At 66.6% G+C, this 15,350-nt stretch carries 16 protein-coding genes; 3 read left to right on the forward strand and 13 right to left on the reverse strand.

Annotation, left to right across the window (positions count from 1 at the left end; genetic code table 11):
* Positions 1-100 precede the first annotated feature (100 nt).
* The 12 genes from A1D30_RS15475 to flgB form a co-directional block, all read right to left on the reverse strand.
* Entirely contained in the window at positions 101-1,345 is a 1,245-nt protein-coding gene (locus tag A1D30_RS15475; RefSeq protein ID WP_063461625.1) for an HDOD domain-containing protein, read from the reverse strand.
* Positions 1,346-1,579: 234 nt separating this feature from the next.
* Positions 1,580-2,833 (reverse strand): flagellar hook-associated protein FlgL, encoded by a 1,254-nt coding sequence (flgL, locus tag A1D30_RS15480; protein WP_063461626.1) that lies wholly within the window; start codon positions 2,831-2,833, stop codon positions 1,580-1,582.
* Positions 2,834-2,860: 27 nt separating this feature from the next.
* Positions 2,861-4,837, reverse strand: coding sequence for a flagellar hook-associated protein FlgK (gene flgK / locus A1D30_RS15485; RefSeq protein ID WP_063461627.1), 1,977 nt, complete (start codon positions 4,835-4,837; stop codon positions 2,861-2,863).
* Positions 4,838-4,853: 16 nt separating this feature from the next.
* Positions 4,854-5,786, reverse strand: coding sequence for a flagellar assembly peptidoglycan hydrolase FlgJ (gene flgJ, locus A1D30_RS15490; RefSeq protein ID WP_063461628.1), 933 nt, complete (start codon positions 5,784-5,786; stop codon positions 4,854-4,856).
* 160 nt (positions 5,787-5,946) lie between these two features.
* Entirely contained in the window at positions 5,947-7,089 is a 1,143-nt protein-coding gene (locus A1D30_RS15495) for a flagellar basal body P-ring protein FlgI (protein ID WP_063461629.1), read from the reverse strand.
* 392 nt (positions 7,090-7,481) lie between these two features.
* A complete protein-coding gene (locus A1D30_RS15500) occupies positions 7,482-8,159 on the reverse strand; it encodes a flagellar basal body L-ring protein FlgH (protein ID WP_109790967.1) in 678 nt (225 codons plus the stop codon).
* 20 nt (positions 8,160-8,179) lie between these two features.
* On the reverse strand, positions 8,180-8,962 hold the full coding sequence (gene flgG, locus A1D30_RS15505; RefSeq protein ID WP_063461631.1) for a flagellar basal-body rod protein FlgG: 783 nt from the start codon (positions 8,960-8,962) through the stop codon (positions 8,180-8,182).
* Positions 8,963-8,999: 37 nt separating this feature from the next.
* On the reverse strand, positions 9,000-9,740 hold the full coding sequence (gene flgF / locus A1D30_RS15510) for a flagellar basal-body rod protein FlgF (RefSeq protein WP_063461632.1): 741 nt from the start codon (positions 9,738-9,740) through the stop codon (positions 9,000-9,002).
* A gap of 60 nt (positions 9,741-9,800) precedes the next feature.
* Positions 9,801-11,081, reverse strand: a complete 1,281-nt coding sequence (flgE, locus tag A1D30_RS15515) for a flagellar hook protein FlgE (protein WP_063461633.1) — start codon at positions 11,079-11,081, stop codon at positions 9,801-9,803.
* Between the two features lie 41 nt (positions 11,082-11,122).
* The gene (locus A1D30_RS15520) at positions 11,123-11,779 is read right to left on the reverse strand and encodes a flagellar hook assembly protein FlgD (RefSeq protein WP_063461634.1); all 657 of its coding nucleotides are present in this window, start codon (positions 11,777-11,779) and stop codon (positions 11,123-11,125) included.
* A 19-nt stretch (positions 11,780-11,798) separates the two neighbouring features.
* Positions 11,799-12,203 (reverse strand): flagellar basal body rod protein FlgC, encoded by a 405-nt coding sequence (flgC, locus tag A1D30_RS15525; protein WP_063461635.1) that lies wholly within the window; start codon positions 12,201-12,203, stop codon positions 11,799-11,801.
* 33 nt (positions 12,204-12,236) lie between these two features.
* On the reverse strand, positions 12,237-12,698 hold the full coding sequence (flgB, locus tag A1D30_RS15530) for a flagellar basal body rod protein FlgB (RefSeq protein WP_063461636.1): 462 nt from the start codon (positions 12,696-12,698) through the stop codon (positions 12,237-12,239).
* A 213-nt stretch (positions 12,699-12,911) separates the two neighbouring features.
* On the opposite strand from flgB, the gene flgA reads away from it, so the two are divergent.
* The 3 genes from flgA (at position 12,912) to A1D30_RS15545 (ending at position 14,542) form a co-directional block, all read left to right on the forward strand.
* The gene (flgA, locus tag A1D30_RS15535) at positions 12,912-13,709 is read left to right on the forward strand and encodes a flagellar basal body P-ring formation chaperone FlgA (protein ID WP_082836479.1); all 798 of its coding nucleotides are present in this window, start codon (positions 12,912-12,914) and stop codon (positions 13,707-13,709) included.
* Between the two features lie 93 nt (positions 13,710-13,802).
* On the forward strand, positions 13,803-14,126 hold the full coding sequence (gene flgM / locus A1D30_RS15540; RefSeq protein WP_063461638.1) for a flagellar biosynthesis anti-sigma factor FlgM: 324 nt from the start codon (positions 13,803-13,805) through the stop codon (positions 14,124-14,126).
* Between the two features lie 41 nt (positions 14,127-14,167).
* Entirely contained in the window at positions 14,168-14,542 is a 375-nt protein-coding gene (locus A1D30_RS15545; RefSeq protein ID WP_063461639.1) for a hypothetical protein, read from the forward strand.
* 77 nt (positions 14,543-14,619) lie between these two features.
* Here A1D30_RS15545 and A1D30_RS15550 read toward each other — a convergent pair whose 3' ends face one another.
* The gene (locus A1D30_RS15550; protein WP_063461640.1) at positions 14,620-15,336 is read right to left on the reverse strand and encodes an RNA polymerase sigma factor FliA; all 717 of its coding nucleotides are present in this window, start codon (positions 15,334-15,336) and stop codon (positions 14,620-14,622) included.
* Positions 15,337-15,350 lie beyond the last annotated feature (14 nt).

Raw genomic sequence — 15,350 nt, forward strand, 5'->3', positions numbered from 1 at the left:
TGGGGCGCGCAGTTCGCGCTCGCTATTTCGTACGAAGCGCCGCGCAGAGCTTCGACAAGCTCAGCCCGAACGGTTCCTGTCGATTCAGCGTGAGCGGGTGTCAGCGCCCGGCGGGAGGCCGTTCGACTTTCAGATCGGCCAAAACCCGCAACAGCGCGCGGTTGACCTCTTCCAGATCCATCTCGTAGGTTTCGCAGAGCTGGCGGATCGCGCTGGCGTCGTCCGTCTCCAGCGCACAGGCCATCTGCAGGCCGCTGGTGTAGGGGCCGGTGCGCAGCACCGTGGCATCGTAGATGCGCTCGGACAGCGGCAGGCGGCGCAGGATGGTGCCCAGGGGCTCGCCCAGCAGCTCGTCCAGCTGCGAGAACAGGCCACACAGGTAGATCTCGCGGCGCAGGTCGTTCTCGATGCCTGCGTCCAGCAGGTGGGCGGTGAGCTGCGCGCGGATCAGCATGGCGGCGCGCACGGGCAGCATGTTGGGGTCGGTGCTGGCGTGCGGCAGCTGGTCGGAGAGCCAGCGCTTGATGGAGCTGTAGCCCATCATCACCAGGCCCCTGCGCAGCGAGTCGATGCCGGTGCGCAGGCCCAATGCGGCCGAGTTGGTGTAGACCATGAAGCGGTAGGCCAGCAGCGGGTCTTCGCCCATGATGTCTTCGAAGGTCTCCAGCGACTGCTCGGCGTCGATGGCCTTCATGAGCTTGAAGATCACGGCGTGCGATGGCTGCTGCGGATGGTGGCGCAGGCTGTAGAGCACGTCTTCCGACGGCCAGCCCGCCAGGGCCATGGCGTTGCCCTGGTCCAGGCAATGCTCCATGAGCGCGCGGCTGGCCACGTTTTCGTACATCTGCCCGGCCAGCACCGGGCTGGAGGCCCGGGGGGCGGGCGCGGCCGGGGCGCCGGGGCGCGCAGGGGCCGTCTGCAGGGCCGCCACGGCGTCTTCGGGGCGCAGGGTCAGCAGGCTGTTGTCAAAACAGCGCGCAATCTCGGGCTCCGGGAGCTTGCGGGCATCGCCGCGCCACACCAGCTTGAGGCCACGCTGGTTGGCGGCCTTGACGCGTGAATAGATGGCCGAGTCCGAAAGCCAGTCGCCGCGCACCTCAATCCAGGGCGCGCCACGCGGTGCGTGTTCGAGCAGGTCGCACAGCAGCTGGCGCGTCTGGGCCGAGATCAGCAGGGGTGGGGAGCTGGCGGACCACAGCTCTTGCAGGGTGCGCAGCAGGTGGCCGGCATCGACCACAGCCGTCGCTTCGTTGTGCGCATACAGCTGGATGCCCGCGAGCTTGCGGGCCCGGTTCCACAAAGGGCGGTAGCCCAGAATCAGGCTACCAAGGACAGATTGGACCATGTGCTCTCAGAAGGTGTGAGTGAACCCGGCGTGCCCGAGCAGGCCGCCAAAACGCGGCCGGTCTAGGCGCCAAGCACAGCCATAGTGCGGGCTATGGCGAGCATTTGCAACGACGAGCGGGTGTGTTTTGGCGGGATGAGCGGGCATGGCGGATTCGTTCACACCTTCTCCTGCGTTGTCTCGTCGTTGGGGCCCGTCCCCTGCCCGGGGCTGTGCGGCGTGGGAAGACCCGCTTTAACTGATGAAATTGAACAGCGACAACTTCTGAACCTGGGCATAGGACTTGAGCGCTGCCTCGTAGCCCACCTGCTGGTTCTGGAAGTCCGAAATGCCCTTGATCATATCGAGATCCTCGGCGCGCGAGCGGTCGCCTTCGAGCTGGATGGAGCGCTTTTCCTGGTCGCCCGTGATGCGGTCGGCGCGGTTGAGCAGCTCACCGGCATAGCTGCGCATGTTGTGCACGCGCTCCAGCCCGGTGTCGATGTTGGCCAGCGCCTGCCCCACGGCCTGGATGGCGGCGTTGTTGTTGGGGGCATTGCGGATACCGTTGATCGCGCTGTCCAGCGTGCTGAACATGCTGGCGCTGGGCTGCAGGGTGACGGTGTCCCCGTTGGCGGGGTTGCCCTTGATGTCGAAGGTCAGCCCCGGAATGCCCGGGACGGAAATGGTCACCGGCTTGTCGGTGGGGTAGTCGGGCACCACCACGGGGGCAGACACTGCGCCGGTGGTGGTGTTGGTGATGGTGTAGGTGGCCGTGCTGGTGCCGGTGGTGGCACCCGGACCCACGGCGCTGAAGGTGATGCTGTAGTTGTCGCCCGTCACCAGGGCCAGGTTGGCGGGGGTGATGGCGGTGGTGGTGAGCTGGCGGCCCACCGGGATGGCGCTCACACCGGCGGTGTAGACGCCGTCGCGGTTGGGGTCGAACATGAAGGCCGAATCGCCATCCAGCGCGCCGGGCACGGTCACGCCGGTGCTGGCGGTCTGGCCGGGCAGGCCCTGGAAGCTGTAGTCGGGCGAGCCGCTGAGCGGGCCCAGGAAGGGCGCCAGCGCGCTGCCCAGCGCACTCATCAGCGGAATGCCGTTGGTGTCCTTGCGGTTGGCCACCTCCAGCAATTGCTCGCGCAGGCCTTGCAGCTGGTTGGCCACCGTGACGCGGTCGTTGGGCGTCATGGCCGCGTCACCAGCGCTCACTACCAGCTCGCGGAATCGCTGGACCAGGTCCACCGCATCGCCCAGCGAGGACTCGCCCTGGACGATGGCATTGCGCTGGGTCTCCAGCGCGCGCTGTTCGGTCTGGATGCGCGCCAGGCGGTTGAGTGCCCGCTCGGCCTGCGCGGCCGACACGGGGTCGTCGCTGGCCCGCACCACGCGTTTGCCCGAGGTGAGGTTCTCCTGCAGGTTGGACAGGTTGGTCTGCCGCGCGCCCAGGTTGCGCAGGGCGTTGTCGTACATATTGGCAGTGCCAAGGCGGTAGATGCTGTTGCTCATGTCGAACTCCTAGCTCCTGAACGGCGGTCAGCGGCCCATGCCCTGCAGCAGCGAGTCAAAGATATTCTGCGCAATCTGGATCATTTTGGACGATGCCTGGTAGGCCTGCTGGTATTGGATCAGCCGGGCGGCCTCTTCGTCCAGGTTCACGCCCGACACGGCCGTGCGGTCGCGCTCCAGGTTGGCGGCGATGGTGGTGGACATTTCGGCCGCAAACAGCGCACTCTGCGTGCGTGTGCCCACCTGGGCAATCGCGCTGGCATAGCCGTCGGAGAGCGTGGACTCGTCGAACATCTTCACATCGCGCAGGCTCATCAGCGCACTGGCGTTGCCCGCGTTGCGGGTGAAGGCGTCGCCGTACTGGGGGTCCAGCGCATTGCCGATGACCACGGTGTCGCCCGTCTTGGGGCTGCCCTGCAGCTTGATCTCCCACCCGTTGATGGAAATCGGTGCACCCGAAGTGTAGGGCTGCGCGGCGGCCAGCACGGTGGGCGGGGCCGTGCCCCGGTCGAGCACGTCGTAGGTGGTGGGCGGGCCGGCGGTGAACTGCAGCTGCACACCCCCCAGGATGGGCGGGAGGGCGGCGGGGTTGGCATTGGCGGGCAGCACCAGACCGGGCGGGTTGGGCAGGCCCGTGGCCTTGAGCCCCCCCAACTGCATGGTGCCGCCGTTGGCGGTGCCCATGGCCGCGTTGATGGGGTTGGCCACGGCCAGGTCGCGCGGCGAATACACCAGCGCCTGGATGTTGTTGGCGGCCGTGCTGAACGGCTTGAACAGCATGCGCTCGCCCGGGTTGCCGGGCGTGGTCAGGTTGAAGTTGAGCCCGTCGATCTGCAGCGTGGCCAGGTTGGCGGCGCTGGTGAAGGGGGTGGCCTTGCCATCGGACAGGCGCACGACCTGGCCCGCCGTGCCGGTGGTGAAGCGGATCTCGTAGTCAGACGCCGCAAACTGCGTGGGGCCCGTGAACGAGACGGTGCCCACGCCCGCGCCATTGGTGTAGCCCGGCATGCTGGCGGGCAGCGCAAACAGGTCCTTGCCCGGCAGGCCGTCGAGCGTCAGGCCCAGGTTCTGCTGGTCGTTCATGGTCATGCCAATGGCCATGGCCATGCGGCCGAGCAGGTTGCGCCCTTCGGTCAGGTCGTTGTTGTTGAAGCGCAGCAGGCCCGAGACCGAGCCACCGCCCAGCACGTTCTCGTCCATCTCGACCGGGGGCGCGCCGGTGCGGTTGAAGAACAGCTTGATCTGGCCGCTGGCAGGAAATTGGGTGGCGTCGTCTATGGACAGGCTGGAGGCCGTCGTGCCCAGCACCAGCGGCTGGCTGCCCGCCACGAACAGGCCCACCGTGCCATCGTCGGCCGGGATCTGCGTGGTCTGCACATACTGGTTGATGTCGCGAATGATCTGGTCTCGCTGGTCCAGCAGATCGTTGGGGCTCTGGCCGTTGCCGTTGGCGCGTGCAATTTGCTCGTTGATTCCGGCCATCTGCTTGGCCAGTGCGTTGATGGCCGTGACGCTGCTCTGCAGTTGCTCGGTGACGGTGTACTGAAGTTCGTTCAGGCGGTCAGAAGCAGTGCGCATGCGCGCGGCGGTTTCGTCAATGCGCGTAAGCACGACTGTGCGCGCAGTGATGTCGGTAGGTGCGCTCACGACATCCGTGAACGCATTCATCATGTCGTTGATCGCCGCACCCAACCCGGCCGTGCCGCCGCTAAAGACCTCCTGCAGTTGCCGCAGGCGCTCGGACCGCACGATGTCTGCGGCCTGGGTCGAACCTGCTGCGGCCGACTGGCGCGTGAGCAGCTCGCTCTGGTTGCGCAGGATGGTCTGCACATCCACCCCCTGGCCGATGTAGCCGCCGCCCGTGAACTGACCCTGCACAGTCTGCAGCACCACCGTCTGGCGCGAATAGCCGGGTGTGTTGACATTGGCAATGTTGTGACCTGCCGTCTGCAGGGCCACCTGGTTGGCCAGCAGGGCGCGGGCGCCGACGTTGAGAAGACTCATGGCTTACCTCGCGTTCTCAGGCTTGCGCACGCTGGGTGCGCAGCACGCTGTTGATGGCGCCACTGAGCTTCTTGGCGTATTCGGGGTCGGTGGCGTAGCCTGCCTTTTGCAGCGCGGAGGCATAGGCCATGGCCGATCCGGACTGGGCGACGGACTCGGCCTTCTCGTAGCGCGGGCTTTCCTTGATGAGGCGGGCGTAGTCGCGGAACGAATCCTCGTAAGAGTCGTAGGCGCGGAACTTCGCCGTCACCTTCTGGGCCTTGCCATTGATGTACTCGGTGGTGGTGATCTCGGCCACCTTGCCCGTCCAGCCCTTGCCCGCCTTGATGCCGAACAGATTGAACGAGTTGGAGCCGTCCTTGTGCTTGATCTCGCTCTTGCCCCAGCCGGTTTCGTGGCCGGCCTGGCCCAGCATGAAGCTGGCGGGGATGCCGCTCTCTTGCGCCACGCGTTCGGCGGTGCCGGAGAGGTGCTGCACAAAGCCGTCGCGGCCCTTGGGCGCCTGCATGGTGGCCTCGGCGGGCGTGTTGCCGCTGGCCGCCGGGGCCGCAGCGCGGGGCAGGGCGGACTGCAGGCTCAGGGTGGAGGGCACCGAGAAGGTGGTGTCCGCGCCGCCCATCTGGCGCGAGAGCTGGCGTGCAATGGCTTCAGACAGCCCGCCCTGCTGGCCCGCCATGTTCACCGACAGCTGCTGGTCGAGCATGTCCTGCCCCAGGTTGGCCTGCTCGCCTTCCATGAGGCCGGATTTCATCGTGGCGTCGCGCATGCTCTTGATCAGCTCGCGCATGAACAGCGACTCGAACTGCTTGGCCACCTCGCGCGTGGTCTGCGCGTTGTTGGCCGTGCCCGCGTCGTACTTGAGCGAGTTGAGCGAGCGGATGTCCACCGCCAGCGCATTGGACGTGCTGTTGCTGGCGGTGCTGGAGGACGAGGGCAGAGTGAGCGCCATGGTCAGATCTCCTGATAGAACGTGCCTTGTTCGCTGCGTTCGAAACTGGCGCGCTCAAGGCCAGTACCCCCGCGCAAGGGCCGCCCCGCCGCGCTGGGGGTGTTCCCCTCCCGCGCAGCGAGAGAGGGGGAAGGCGCGAAGCGACTCAGGGGGTGCTTCATCAGATCACTTCCAGTTCGGCGTTGAGCGCGCCGGCGGCCTTGATGGCCTGCAGGATGGCCAGCAGGTCGCCCGGCGTGGCCCCCAGCGCGTTGAGCGCCTTGACCACGTCGGCCAGTTGGGGCGAAGGGGGCACCTGGATGATGTTGCCCGGCTCCTGGTTGATGCGGATGTCGCTTTGCTGCGCCACCACCGTCTGCCCCTGCGAGAACGGCGCGGGCTGGCTGATGACGGGTGTGGAACTGATGGTGATGGACAGGTTGCCGTGCGCGATGGCGCAGGGGCCCAGCGTGACGGCCTGGTTCAGCACCACCGAGCCGGTGCGGGCGTTGATGACCACCTTGGCGGCGGGCGTCATGGCGTCCAGCTGCAGCTCTTCCAGGTCGGCGATGAAGCCTACCCGGGCGCCGGGGTCGGTGGGGGCGCGCACCTGCACGGTGCGGCCGTCCAGCGCGGTGGCCACGCCATTGCCCAGCTTGGTGTTGATGGCCTGCACCACGCGCCGCGCGGTCTGGAAGTCGGAGGCGTTCAGGCCCAGGCTGATGGTGTCGCCCTCGTTGAGCGGCGTGGGCACGGCACGCTCGACCTGTGCGCCCTGCGGAACGCGGCCTGCGCTCAGGTGGTTGATCTGCACCTTGCTGCCGCCGGACGACGCGCCTGCGCCGCCCACCACCACATTGCCCTGGGCCAGTGCGTAGATCTCGCCATCGGCGCCGCGCAGCGGCGTGACGATGAGCGTGCCGCCCTTGAGCGACTTGGCGTTGCCCATGGAGGACACGTTCACATCGATCATCTGCCCGGGCTGGGCAAATGCGGGGAGCTGGGCGGTGACGATCACCGCCGCCACGTTCTTGAGCTGCAACTGGTTCGCCGAGCCCGGCGGCAGGCTGATGCCCATCTGCTGCAGGTAGTTCGACATCGCCTGCGTGGTGTAGGGCATCTGCGTCGTCTGGTCGCCCGTGCCGTCCAGGCCCACGATCAGGCCATAGCCCGTCAGCTGGTTGCTGCGCACGCCCTGCACGGCCGCCACTTCCTTGATGCGCAGGGCCTGGGCAGGCCCGGCCAGGCAGGCGGCCCCCAGGGCCAGCAGCAGCCACAGTGCGCGCGCCATGCGCTGCAGGGGGGAGTGGGACAAGGCTTTCATGGCACCGATTGTGGGCGGCCCCGCCGGAAACTAAAACCCGAAAAGCAGCCGGTTCACCGGCCTATTGCGTGGGTTTCGGGGCGGGGGGAAGGCGGTCGGCAGCCTGCAGCGCGCCGGGCTGGCGCCAAGGCTGTTCTGCTGCGAAAAATGTAAGCAAAAAAGGCCGTTACCGCACTATCGGTAAGTGTTTATTGCTATAAATAATATAGCAATAAATTCAGGCTGGTACTGTAGCCACAGCCGTCCCAAAGCCCGGTGTCCGTCAAAACTGGCGCGGCCCCAGTGCGGGCCGCCGCGCAAGGGCCGCCAAGCCGCACATGCGGCGCTTCGCTTGCGTGCGCTGGCGGCGTCCCCCCTCAGGGGGGAAGGCGCGCAGCGCCTCAGGGGGGAGCCTAGAACGGCGTGATGGTGTTGAAGAACCGGTTCATCCAGCCCATGACCTGGGCCTCGTTCTGGGCGCCCCGGCCCCGCGACTCGACCCGCACATTGGCGACTTGGGTGGAATTGACGATGCTGCCGGGCTGCATCACGCGTGGGTCGATGGTGCCCGAGAAGCGCAGCACGTCCACGTTCTGGTTCACGCCGATCTGCTTCTCGCCGGTCACGACCAGGTGGCCGTTGGGCAGAACATCGACCACGGTGGTGGTGATCGAGCCGGTGAAAGTGTTGGCGCTTTCGGTGCCGCCCTTGCCGGAGAAGGTGTTTTCCGAGCCCGCGCCCAGCGTGGTGACGTCGGTGAGCGATTTCTTCACGAAGGGCAGGTTGGTGATGCCTGCCTTGGCTTCGGAGGTGCGGTCCACCGTGGACGAGGACTTCTGGCTGGCCGTGACGTTCTCGACAATCATCACCGTCACGTTGTCGCCCACCATGCGCGCGCGGCGGTCTTCGAACGCGGGGCGGTAGCTGGCGTTCTGAAACAGGCTGCCGGTGACCGGCGGCGGCGTGCGCGGCGCGGCGGCGGCAATGGGTGGCGGCGTGGTGGGCAGGATGTCCACGGGCGGCGGTGGCGACAGGGTGGCGCAGCCCGTGGCCAGCAAGGCCAGGGCGCTGGAGGCGATCAGGTGCTTCATGGCGGTGTCCTTCCTGGCCATCACAGCTGCGACAGCTTGGCCAGCATCTGGTCCGAGGTCTGGATGGCCTTGGAATTCATCTCGTAGGCGCGCTGGGTCTGGATCATGGTGACCAGCTCTTCCACCACGTTCACGTTCGAGGCTTCCAGAAAACCCTGCTTCAGGATGCCCAGGCCGTTGGTGCCGGGTGTGCCCTGCTGGGGCTGGCCCGAGGCGGCCGATTCCTTGAACAGGTTCTGGCCGATGGGCTCCAGGCCCGCCGGGTTGATGAACGACGACATGGCCAGGTTGCCCAGCGGCTGGGGCTGGGTGTTGCCGGGCACGGTGGCCGACACCACGCCGTCGGCGCTGATGCTCACGCTGGTGGCGTTGGCGGGCACGGTGATGCCGTTGGCCACGGGCAGGCCGCTGGAGTTGACCAGGCGGCCCTGGGCATCGACCTGGAACGAGCCGTCGCGCGTGTAGCCGATGGTGCCGTCGGGCATGGTCACTTCCAGGAAACCGTTGCCGTTGATGGCCACGTCCAGGTTGTTTTTGGACTCCTGCAGGCTGCCCTGCACAAAGTTGCGGCTGGTGGCCACGGTGCGCACGCCCAGGCCCAGGTGCAGGCCGGTGGGCAGCTGGTTCTGCTCGGTGGTGTTGGCGCCCACCTGGCGCAGGTTCTGGTAGATCAGGTCTTCAAACACCGCGTTGTTGCGCTTGTAGCCGGTGGTGGAGACGTTGGCCAGGTTGTGCGAGATGACGTCGAGCTGGGTCTGCTGGGCAGACATACCGGTCTTGGCGATCCAGAGGGAGTTGATCATGGTGCTTCCTTTTGGCGTGGCAGCGTGGGGCGCGGCTTCAGCCGTTCATGCTCAGCAACTGGCTGGCGGTCTTGTCATTGGTCTCGGCGGTCTGCAGCAGGCGCATCTGCTGCTCGAACTGGCGTGCTGCGGCAATCATCCCCACCATGCTTTCCACCGGGTTCACGTTGGAGCCTTCCTGCGCGCCCGACAGCATGCGGGCATTGGCGTCGTTGGGCATCGGGTCGCCCGATGCGGTGCGGAACAGGCCGTCGTCGCCGCGCTTGAGCGGGTCTTCGGCCGTGGGGGTGGCGAGCTTCAGGCGGCCAATCGCCTGCGCGGGCTGGCCTGCAGCCTTGGCAGTGATGGTGCCGTCGGAGCCCAGCGAGACCTCGGCCCCGGGGGGCACGTCAATGGGGGCGCCGCCATCGGACAACACCGGCAGCCCGGTGGGCGTGAGCAGCTGGCCGCCCGCCGACACCTCGAAGCTGCCTGCGCGGGTGTAGGCCTCGATGCCGTCCAGGCCCTGCACGGCAAACCAGGCGTTGCCTGCGGCCATCGCGTCGAGGTTGCGGCCGGTGCGCTGCACGGGGCCGGGGGTGTTGACGTAGCCCGAGGTGGCCTCCAGCGCAAACACGCGGGTCTTGGCGCCGTCGCCCTGCAGCGGCACCGACCGGAAGGTGGACATCTCGGCACGGAACCCGCCCGTGGACGCGTTGGCCAGGTTGTTGGACAGCACGGCCTGCCGGTGGGCGGCGGCGTTTGCGCCCGTCATCGCGGTGTAGATGATGCGGTCCATGGGGGCTCTCCGGGGTCCTGGGTGGGGTCAGTGCAAGGTCAGCGGCCGGTTAGCGGACGGTCAGCGCAGGTTCACCAGGGTGGACATCACCTGGTCTTGCGTCTTGATGGTCTGGGCGTTGGCCTGGTAGGCGCGCTGGGCGGTCATCATGTTCACCAGCTCGGCCGTGAGGTCCACGTTGGAGTCTTCCAGCGCCCCCGAACGCAGCGAGCCGAAGTTGCCGTCGGTGGCGGTGCCCGCCACGGGCTGGCCCGATTCGAACGTGGCCACCCAGTTGTTGCTGCCCACCGAGGCCAGGCCCTGCGTGTTGCGGAAGCTCGACAGCGCCAGCTGGCCTTCGGCACGGGTCACGCCGTTGGAGTAACGGGTCATGATCATCCCGTTGTTCTCGATGTTGATGCCCGTGAGTTCGCCCGAGGTGTAGCCGTCCTGGCTCAGGTTGGACACGGCAAACTTGGTGCCGAACTGCGTCACCTTGTCCAGGCTCACGTCCACCGTGTAGGTGGGCAGGTTGTTGGGGTTGGGCGGCGTGGGGTTGACGGTGAGCGGCAGCGAGAAGCCCGTGGCGGGCGGCGTGGCGACCGGGCCGGTGATGGCGCCGTTGTTGTCAAACGTGATCTGGCCGATGGGCGTGGCCACCACGGGCGGCACGGCCGTAGGGTCGTCCAGCTGGTCGTACACGTCCCAGGTGTTGGCGGTGGCGGTCTTCTGGAAATACAGGCTCACGGGCTTGGCCACACCCTGGCTGTCGAACACATTGATCGAGGTGCCATAGGTGGCGCGTGGCGTGGCCGGGATGGGCGGCGTGGCCGCCGGGTTGCCCGCCGCATCGGTGGCGCGTGCGTCCAGGTTGAAGGCGGCCGTGATGGTGGTGGTCTGCTTGGCGGGGATGGGCTCGGCCGTGGGGAACACCATGGGGATGGGGTCCGTACCCGAGCGCAGGCCGGTGACGGGGTCCACCGGGTAGCCCATCACCGAGGCGTTGTCGTTGGTGATCATGTTGCCTTCCTTGTCCAGCTTGAAGTTGCCGGAGCGGGTGTAGGCAGGCGTGCCATCGGGCAGCGTGAGCGTGAAGAAGCCGTTGCCGTTGATGGCCACGTCCAGGCTGTTGCCCGTGATCGTGAGGTTGCCCTGGGTGAACTGCTGCGCCACCGCAGCCACTTCCACGCCGATACCGGCATTGGAGCCGCCCGCCGAGCCGATGGCCGAGGCCACCATCTCCGCAAACTCGGCTCGCGAGGCCTTGAACCCTACGGTGTTGGAGTTGGCAATGTTGTGCCCGATGACGTCGAGGTTCTTGCTGGCGGCGTTCAAGCCCGACAGGCCTTGCTGAAAACTCATGGTGTTCTCCTGATGGGGGCGGGAAAGGGGTTCGGGCCGGGTTAGACCAGGGCCTTGATCTGGCTGTAGGTGATGGTTTTGCCGTTGGCCAGCGTCAGCTTGAGCTGGCCGTCTTCGGCGCCTGCGGCCGTGACCTTGGACAGGGCCAGCGGTGTGCTCGACAGCTTGGTGGAGCCGTTGACGGCAGTGACGCGGAACTGCAGCGCATCGGTGGTGCCGGTGTATTTGCTGGCGTCCCACTCGAAGGTGTGGCGGCCTGCGGCCTTGGCGCCCAGGTCGATGGTGTCCACCACCTGGCCGCCTGCGGTCGTGACCTCGATCTTCACGTTGGTGGCGGCCGAGGGAATCTCGAAGCCGCCCTTGCCCGCCTTGTCGGCCACGGCCAGGCTGGAACCGTCGGTCATCACGTTGCGCCCGATGAGTGCCGTGCCCTGCATGACCTGCAGCGAGTTGAACTGCTCGGCCATGCTCTGCATGGTCTGGTTGAGCTGCTGGATACCGGTCACCGTGTTGATCTGCGCAATTTGCGAGGTCATCTGGGCGTTGTCCAGCGGGTTCATCGGGTCCTGGTTGTTGAGCTGCGCGACGAGCAGCTTCAGGAACCGGTCTTGCGCGGCGGCGGGGTCGGTGCCGGCATTGGCTTTGGTGCCGGTCGCGTCCGTGACCGTGGGGGCGCTGGTGGCGGAGTTGAGGATCATGGCGGAGTCCGTCCTGAAGTTATTGGCCCATCTGCAGGGTCTTGAGGAGCAGCGACTTGGCCGTGTTCATGACCTCGACGTTGTTCTGGTACGAGCGCGAGGCCGAGATCATGTTGACCATCTCCTCGACCGCGTTCACGTTGGAGTGCGTGACATAGCCCTGCTCGTCGGCCGAGGGGTGGGCGGGGTCGTGCACACGGCGGCCGGGCAGGTCGCTTTCGCTCATTCCGCTCACGCGTACACCGGCGGCGCTTTCCGCACCCATCTCGGCCGTCTGAAAAATCACCTGGCGGGCCTTGTAGGCCTTGCCGTCGGGGCCCGCCACGGCATCGACGTTGGCCAGGTTGCTGGCCACCACGTTGAGCCGCTGCGACTGCGCGCTGATGGCGCTGCCGGAGACGTTGAAGATGGAGAACATGGACATGGTGTGGCTCGCTTTCTGTGCTGCGCTACTGGCTTACTGCCCCTGGATGGCGCTGAGCATGGTTTTGGCGCCGCCGTTGATGAAGCGCAGCGTGGCCTCATACCGCACGGAGTTGTCCACGAAGTTCGCGCGTTCGCGGTCCAGGTCCACCGAGTTGTTGTCCAGGCTGGGCTGCGTCTGCACCGTGTAGCCCAGGGCGCCCTGCCGGTCGATGCTGGCAGTGGTGGGCACGGTGGGCAAAGGCATGTGGCGCGGGTCGGTGGTGCCCGCCGTGCCATGCGATCCGTTGGTGGCCAGGCGGGTGACACCCGAGCCCGTGCCCGAGGAGCCGATGCCCGTGGCTTCCCGCAGCGCGTCGCCAAACTTGAAGTCGCGCGCCACGTAGCCGGGGGTGTCGGCATTGGCAATGTTGCTGGCGATGGCGCGCTGACGTTCCGCACGCAGCACTAGGGCGTTGCTGTGAAAACTCAGCTGGTTGGTCATCTTGTCAAGCATGTGTGCCTCACACCGTCGGTTGCAAAGTCGCCAGCCCCAGAGGCTTTTTTGGCGTTGCCTGATTATGGAAACCGCTGCTTTTTTCTAAAGCGCGAAGAGCGTGGAAATGGATGGGCAGTTCCGGGTTTTGGGCAGGCGCAGTCTGCCTATAGTTCCTGGTGTGAAATGGCCCCTGCCCCCGGTGGGCTGGCCACCCGATGCCCAGGAGGTCCCATGTCCACTCCCCCCCGTTTTTTGTTTTCCCTCCCGGTTGTGTCGGGCCGCTCCTCCGCGCAGCGCCCCGCAGGTGCCGCTTGGCGGGCCCTGTGCCTGGTGGTGCTGGGCACGCTGGCCCTGGGCGCCGGTGGCGCTGCCCGCGCCCAGGCGGCGGGCGATCCCTCGGCGGACCTGGGCCCACTGACGCAGCGCTGGCTGGATGACACCCTGGCGCGCAGTGCGCCCACCGGGCTGCCCTTGCGCATGGAAGTGAGTGTTGGCTCACTGGATTCGCGTCTGCGGCTGGCGCCTTGCGCGCGCGTGGAGCCCTATTTGCCCGTGGGCTCCCGCCTGTGGGGGCGTACCCGCCTTGGGTTGCGCTGTGTCGAGGGGGCCACCGCCTGGAATGTGTTCCTGCCGGTCACCATCAAGGCGTTTGGCCCGGCGTGGGTGCTGACGGGCAATGTGGCGCCCGGCGCTGTACTGACCGCCAACGACGCCACCGAAGCCGAGGTGGACTGGGCCGCCGAAACCGCGCCGGTGATGGCGAACCCGGACCTCTGGGTGGGGCAGGTGGCCGCGCGCCAGCTGGTGGCGGGCCAGGCCTTGCGCCAGAGCATGGTGCGGGCCCCCATGCTGTTCCGCGCGGGGGCCCAGGTGAAGGTGGTGGCCCAGGGGCCCGGCTACGCGGTCACGTCGGCAGGGCAGGCGCTGACAGCCGGGGCCGTGGGGCAAACTGTGCGCATCCGCATGGAGAATGGGCGCATCGTGAGCGGAATAGTGAACGAAGGCGGGACAGTGGGCGTCACTCTTTGATGACGCCCCGGTGATAAATGGCTAAAGTCCGGGCCAAACGGGTCGAAAACATTGCTACTGTGCCCCACATCATGCGGGGTGGTGGAGAGAGCGATGAAGATAGGTCAAAAACCGGAACTCCCGGGCGCATTGCCGCAGACGGGGCTTGCCAAGCAAGCCAAGACTCCTGCCAGCGCTGCTGAAGGAGCCACCAAAGACGCCCTGGCTGCAGCGTCAACCGCCGGTGTGCCCGTCACGGTTTCCATCGCTGCCCAAAGCCTGAACCCCGCCTCCCGCGTGGCCGGTGATTTTGATGCCGGCAAGGTCAAGGCAGTCCGCGCTGCCATCGAGAAGGGTGAGTTTTCTGTCGATGCCGAAGCCATCGCCGACAAGATGCTGTCCAACGCCCAGGAGATCCTGACCCGTTCGCGGGGTTGAGCCCGCTTTGCAGACTGGCGCGATCCATCGCACAATGCGCCATGTCGCTGGAAGAATCCCTCTCGGCTGTCGAGCAGCTGATCGATAAAGTCACCGCCGCCCTTCTCGCGGCAGACCCCCAATCCCTGGAACAACACAGTGTGGCCCTGCGTGACGCAGCGGCCCTGTTTGCGCGCGCGCTGGAGCAATCCACGGCGCATGGGGTGCCGTTGCCTGCAGCGGTGCAAAAGCGGGTGGAAGTCATCAGCGGCATGCTGGCGGTGCAGCGCGACAACCTCGCGCGCCTGTCGGCCGTGACGGACCGCCAGGCTGCGGGCCTTTTGCCTCCCTCCAATGCTGCATCGACCTATGGCGATGGGCTGTCAACGCGCGCGGCCAAGCCGGGCGTGGCGCGCATCTACCGTTCTGCAGGCTGATTGAGGGAGATGGACCTTGGCCCGGCGCGCCCTATGGGGCGGCGGGAAAATAAGGTCAATCCAAGGTAAATCCAAGTTCAATGCGCGCGCATCTTGGCGCGCAGGCGGGCGATGGACTGGCTGTGCAGCTGGCACACCCGTGACTCCGTCACGCCCAGCACGGCTGCAATCTCCTTGAGATTCATGTCGTGCTCGTAGTACATGCCCATGATGTGCTGCTCGCGTTCGGGCAGGCTCTTGATGGCGTTGACCAGCGAGGTCTTGAGGCGCTGGTCGCGCAGCAGCTCGACCGGGTCGGCATCGGCGTCGGCGACATGGCGGTCCAGAAACCCGTCCTCGTCGTCGTTGCCGTGGGTCATGTCTTCCAGGTACACCAGCTGGGTGCCCCGGACCTTCCCCAGCAGGTTCTGGTAGTCGGGCAGGCTCATGCCCATTTCGCTGGCGATTTCCGATTCGAGCGGGCTGCGGCCCAGCTTCTGCTCCAGCCTGTGCACCGCGTGTTCGATGTCTTTCTGGCTCTTGCGCGAGCTGCGGCTCATCCAGTCGCCCTCGCGCAGCTCGTCGAGCATGGCGCCCCGGATGCGCTGGGTGGCAAAGGTCTCAAACTGAACGCCCTGGGCGACTTCGTAGCGCGACAGCGCTTCGGCCAGGCCCATCATGCCGACTTGGATCAAGTCATCCAGCTCCACATTGGGCGGCAGCTTGGCGATCATGTGGTGCGCAATTCTCCGTACCAGCGGCACATGCTGGCGGATCATCGCGTCACGATCGAGCTGGCCTTTGGCGGTGTACATCAGATCAACTTCTC

Origin of the sequence: Acidovorax sp. GW101-3H11 (genome assembly GCF_001633105.1) — a bacterium.
Lineage (GTDB): Bacteria > Pseudomonadota > Gammaproteobacteria > Burkholderiales > Burkholderiaceae_C > Acidovorax.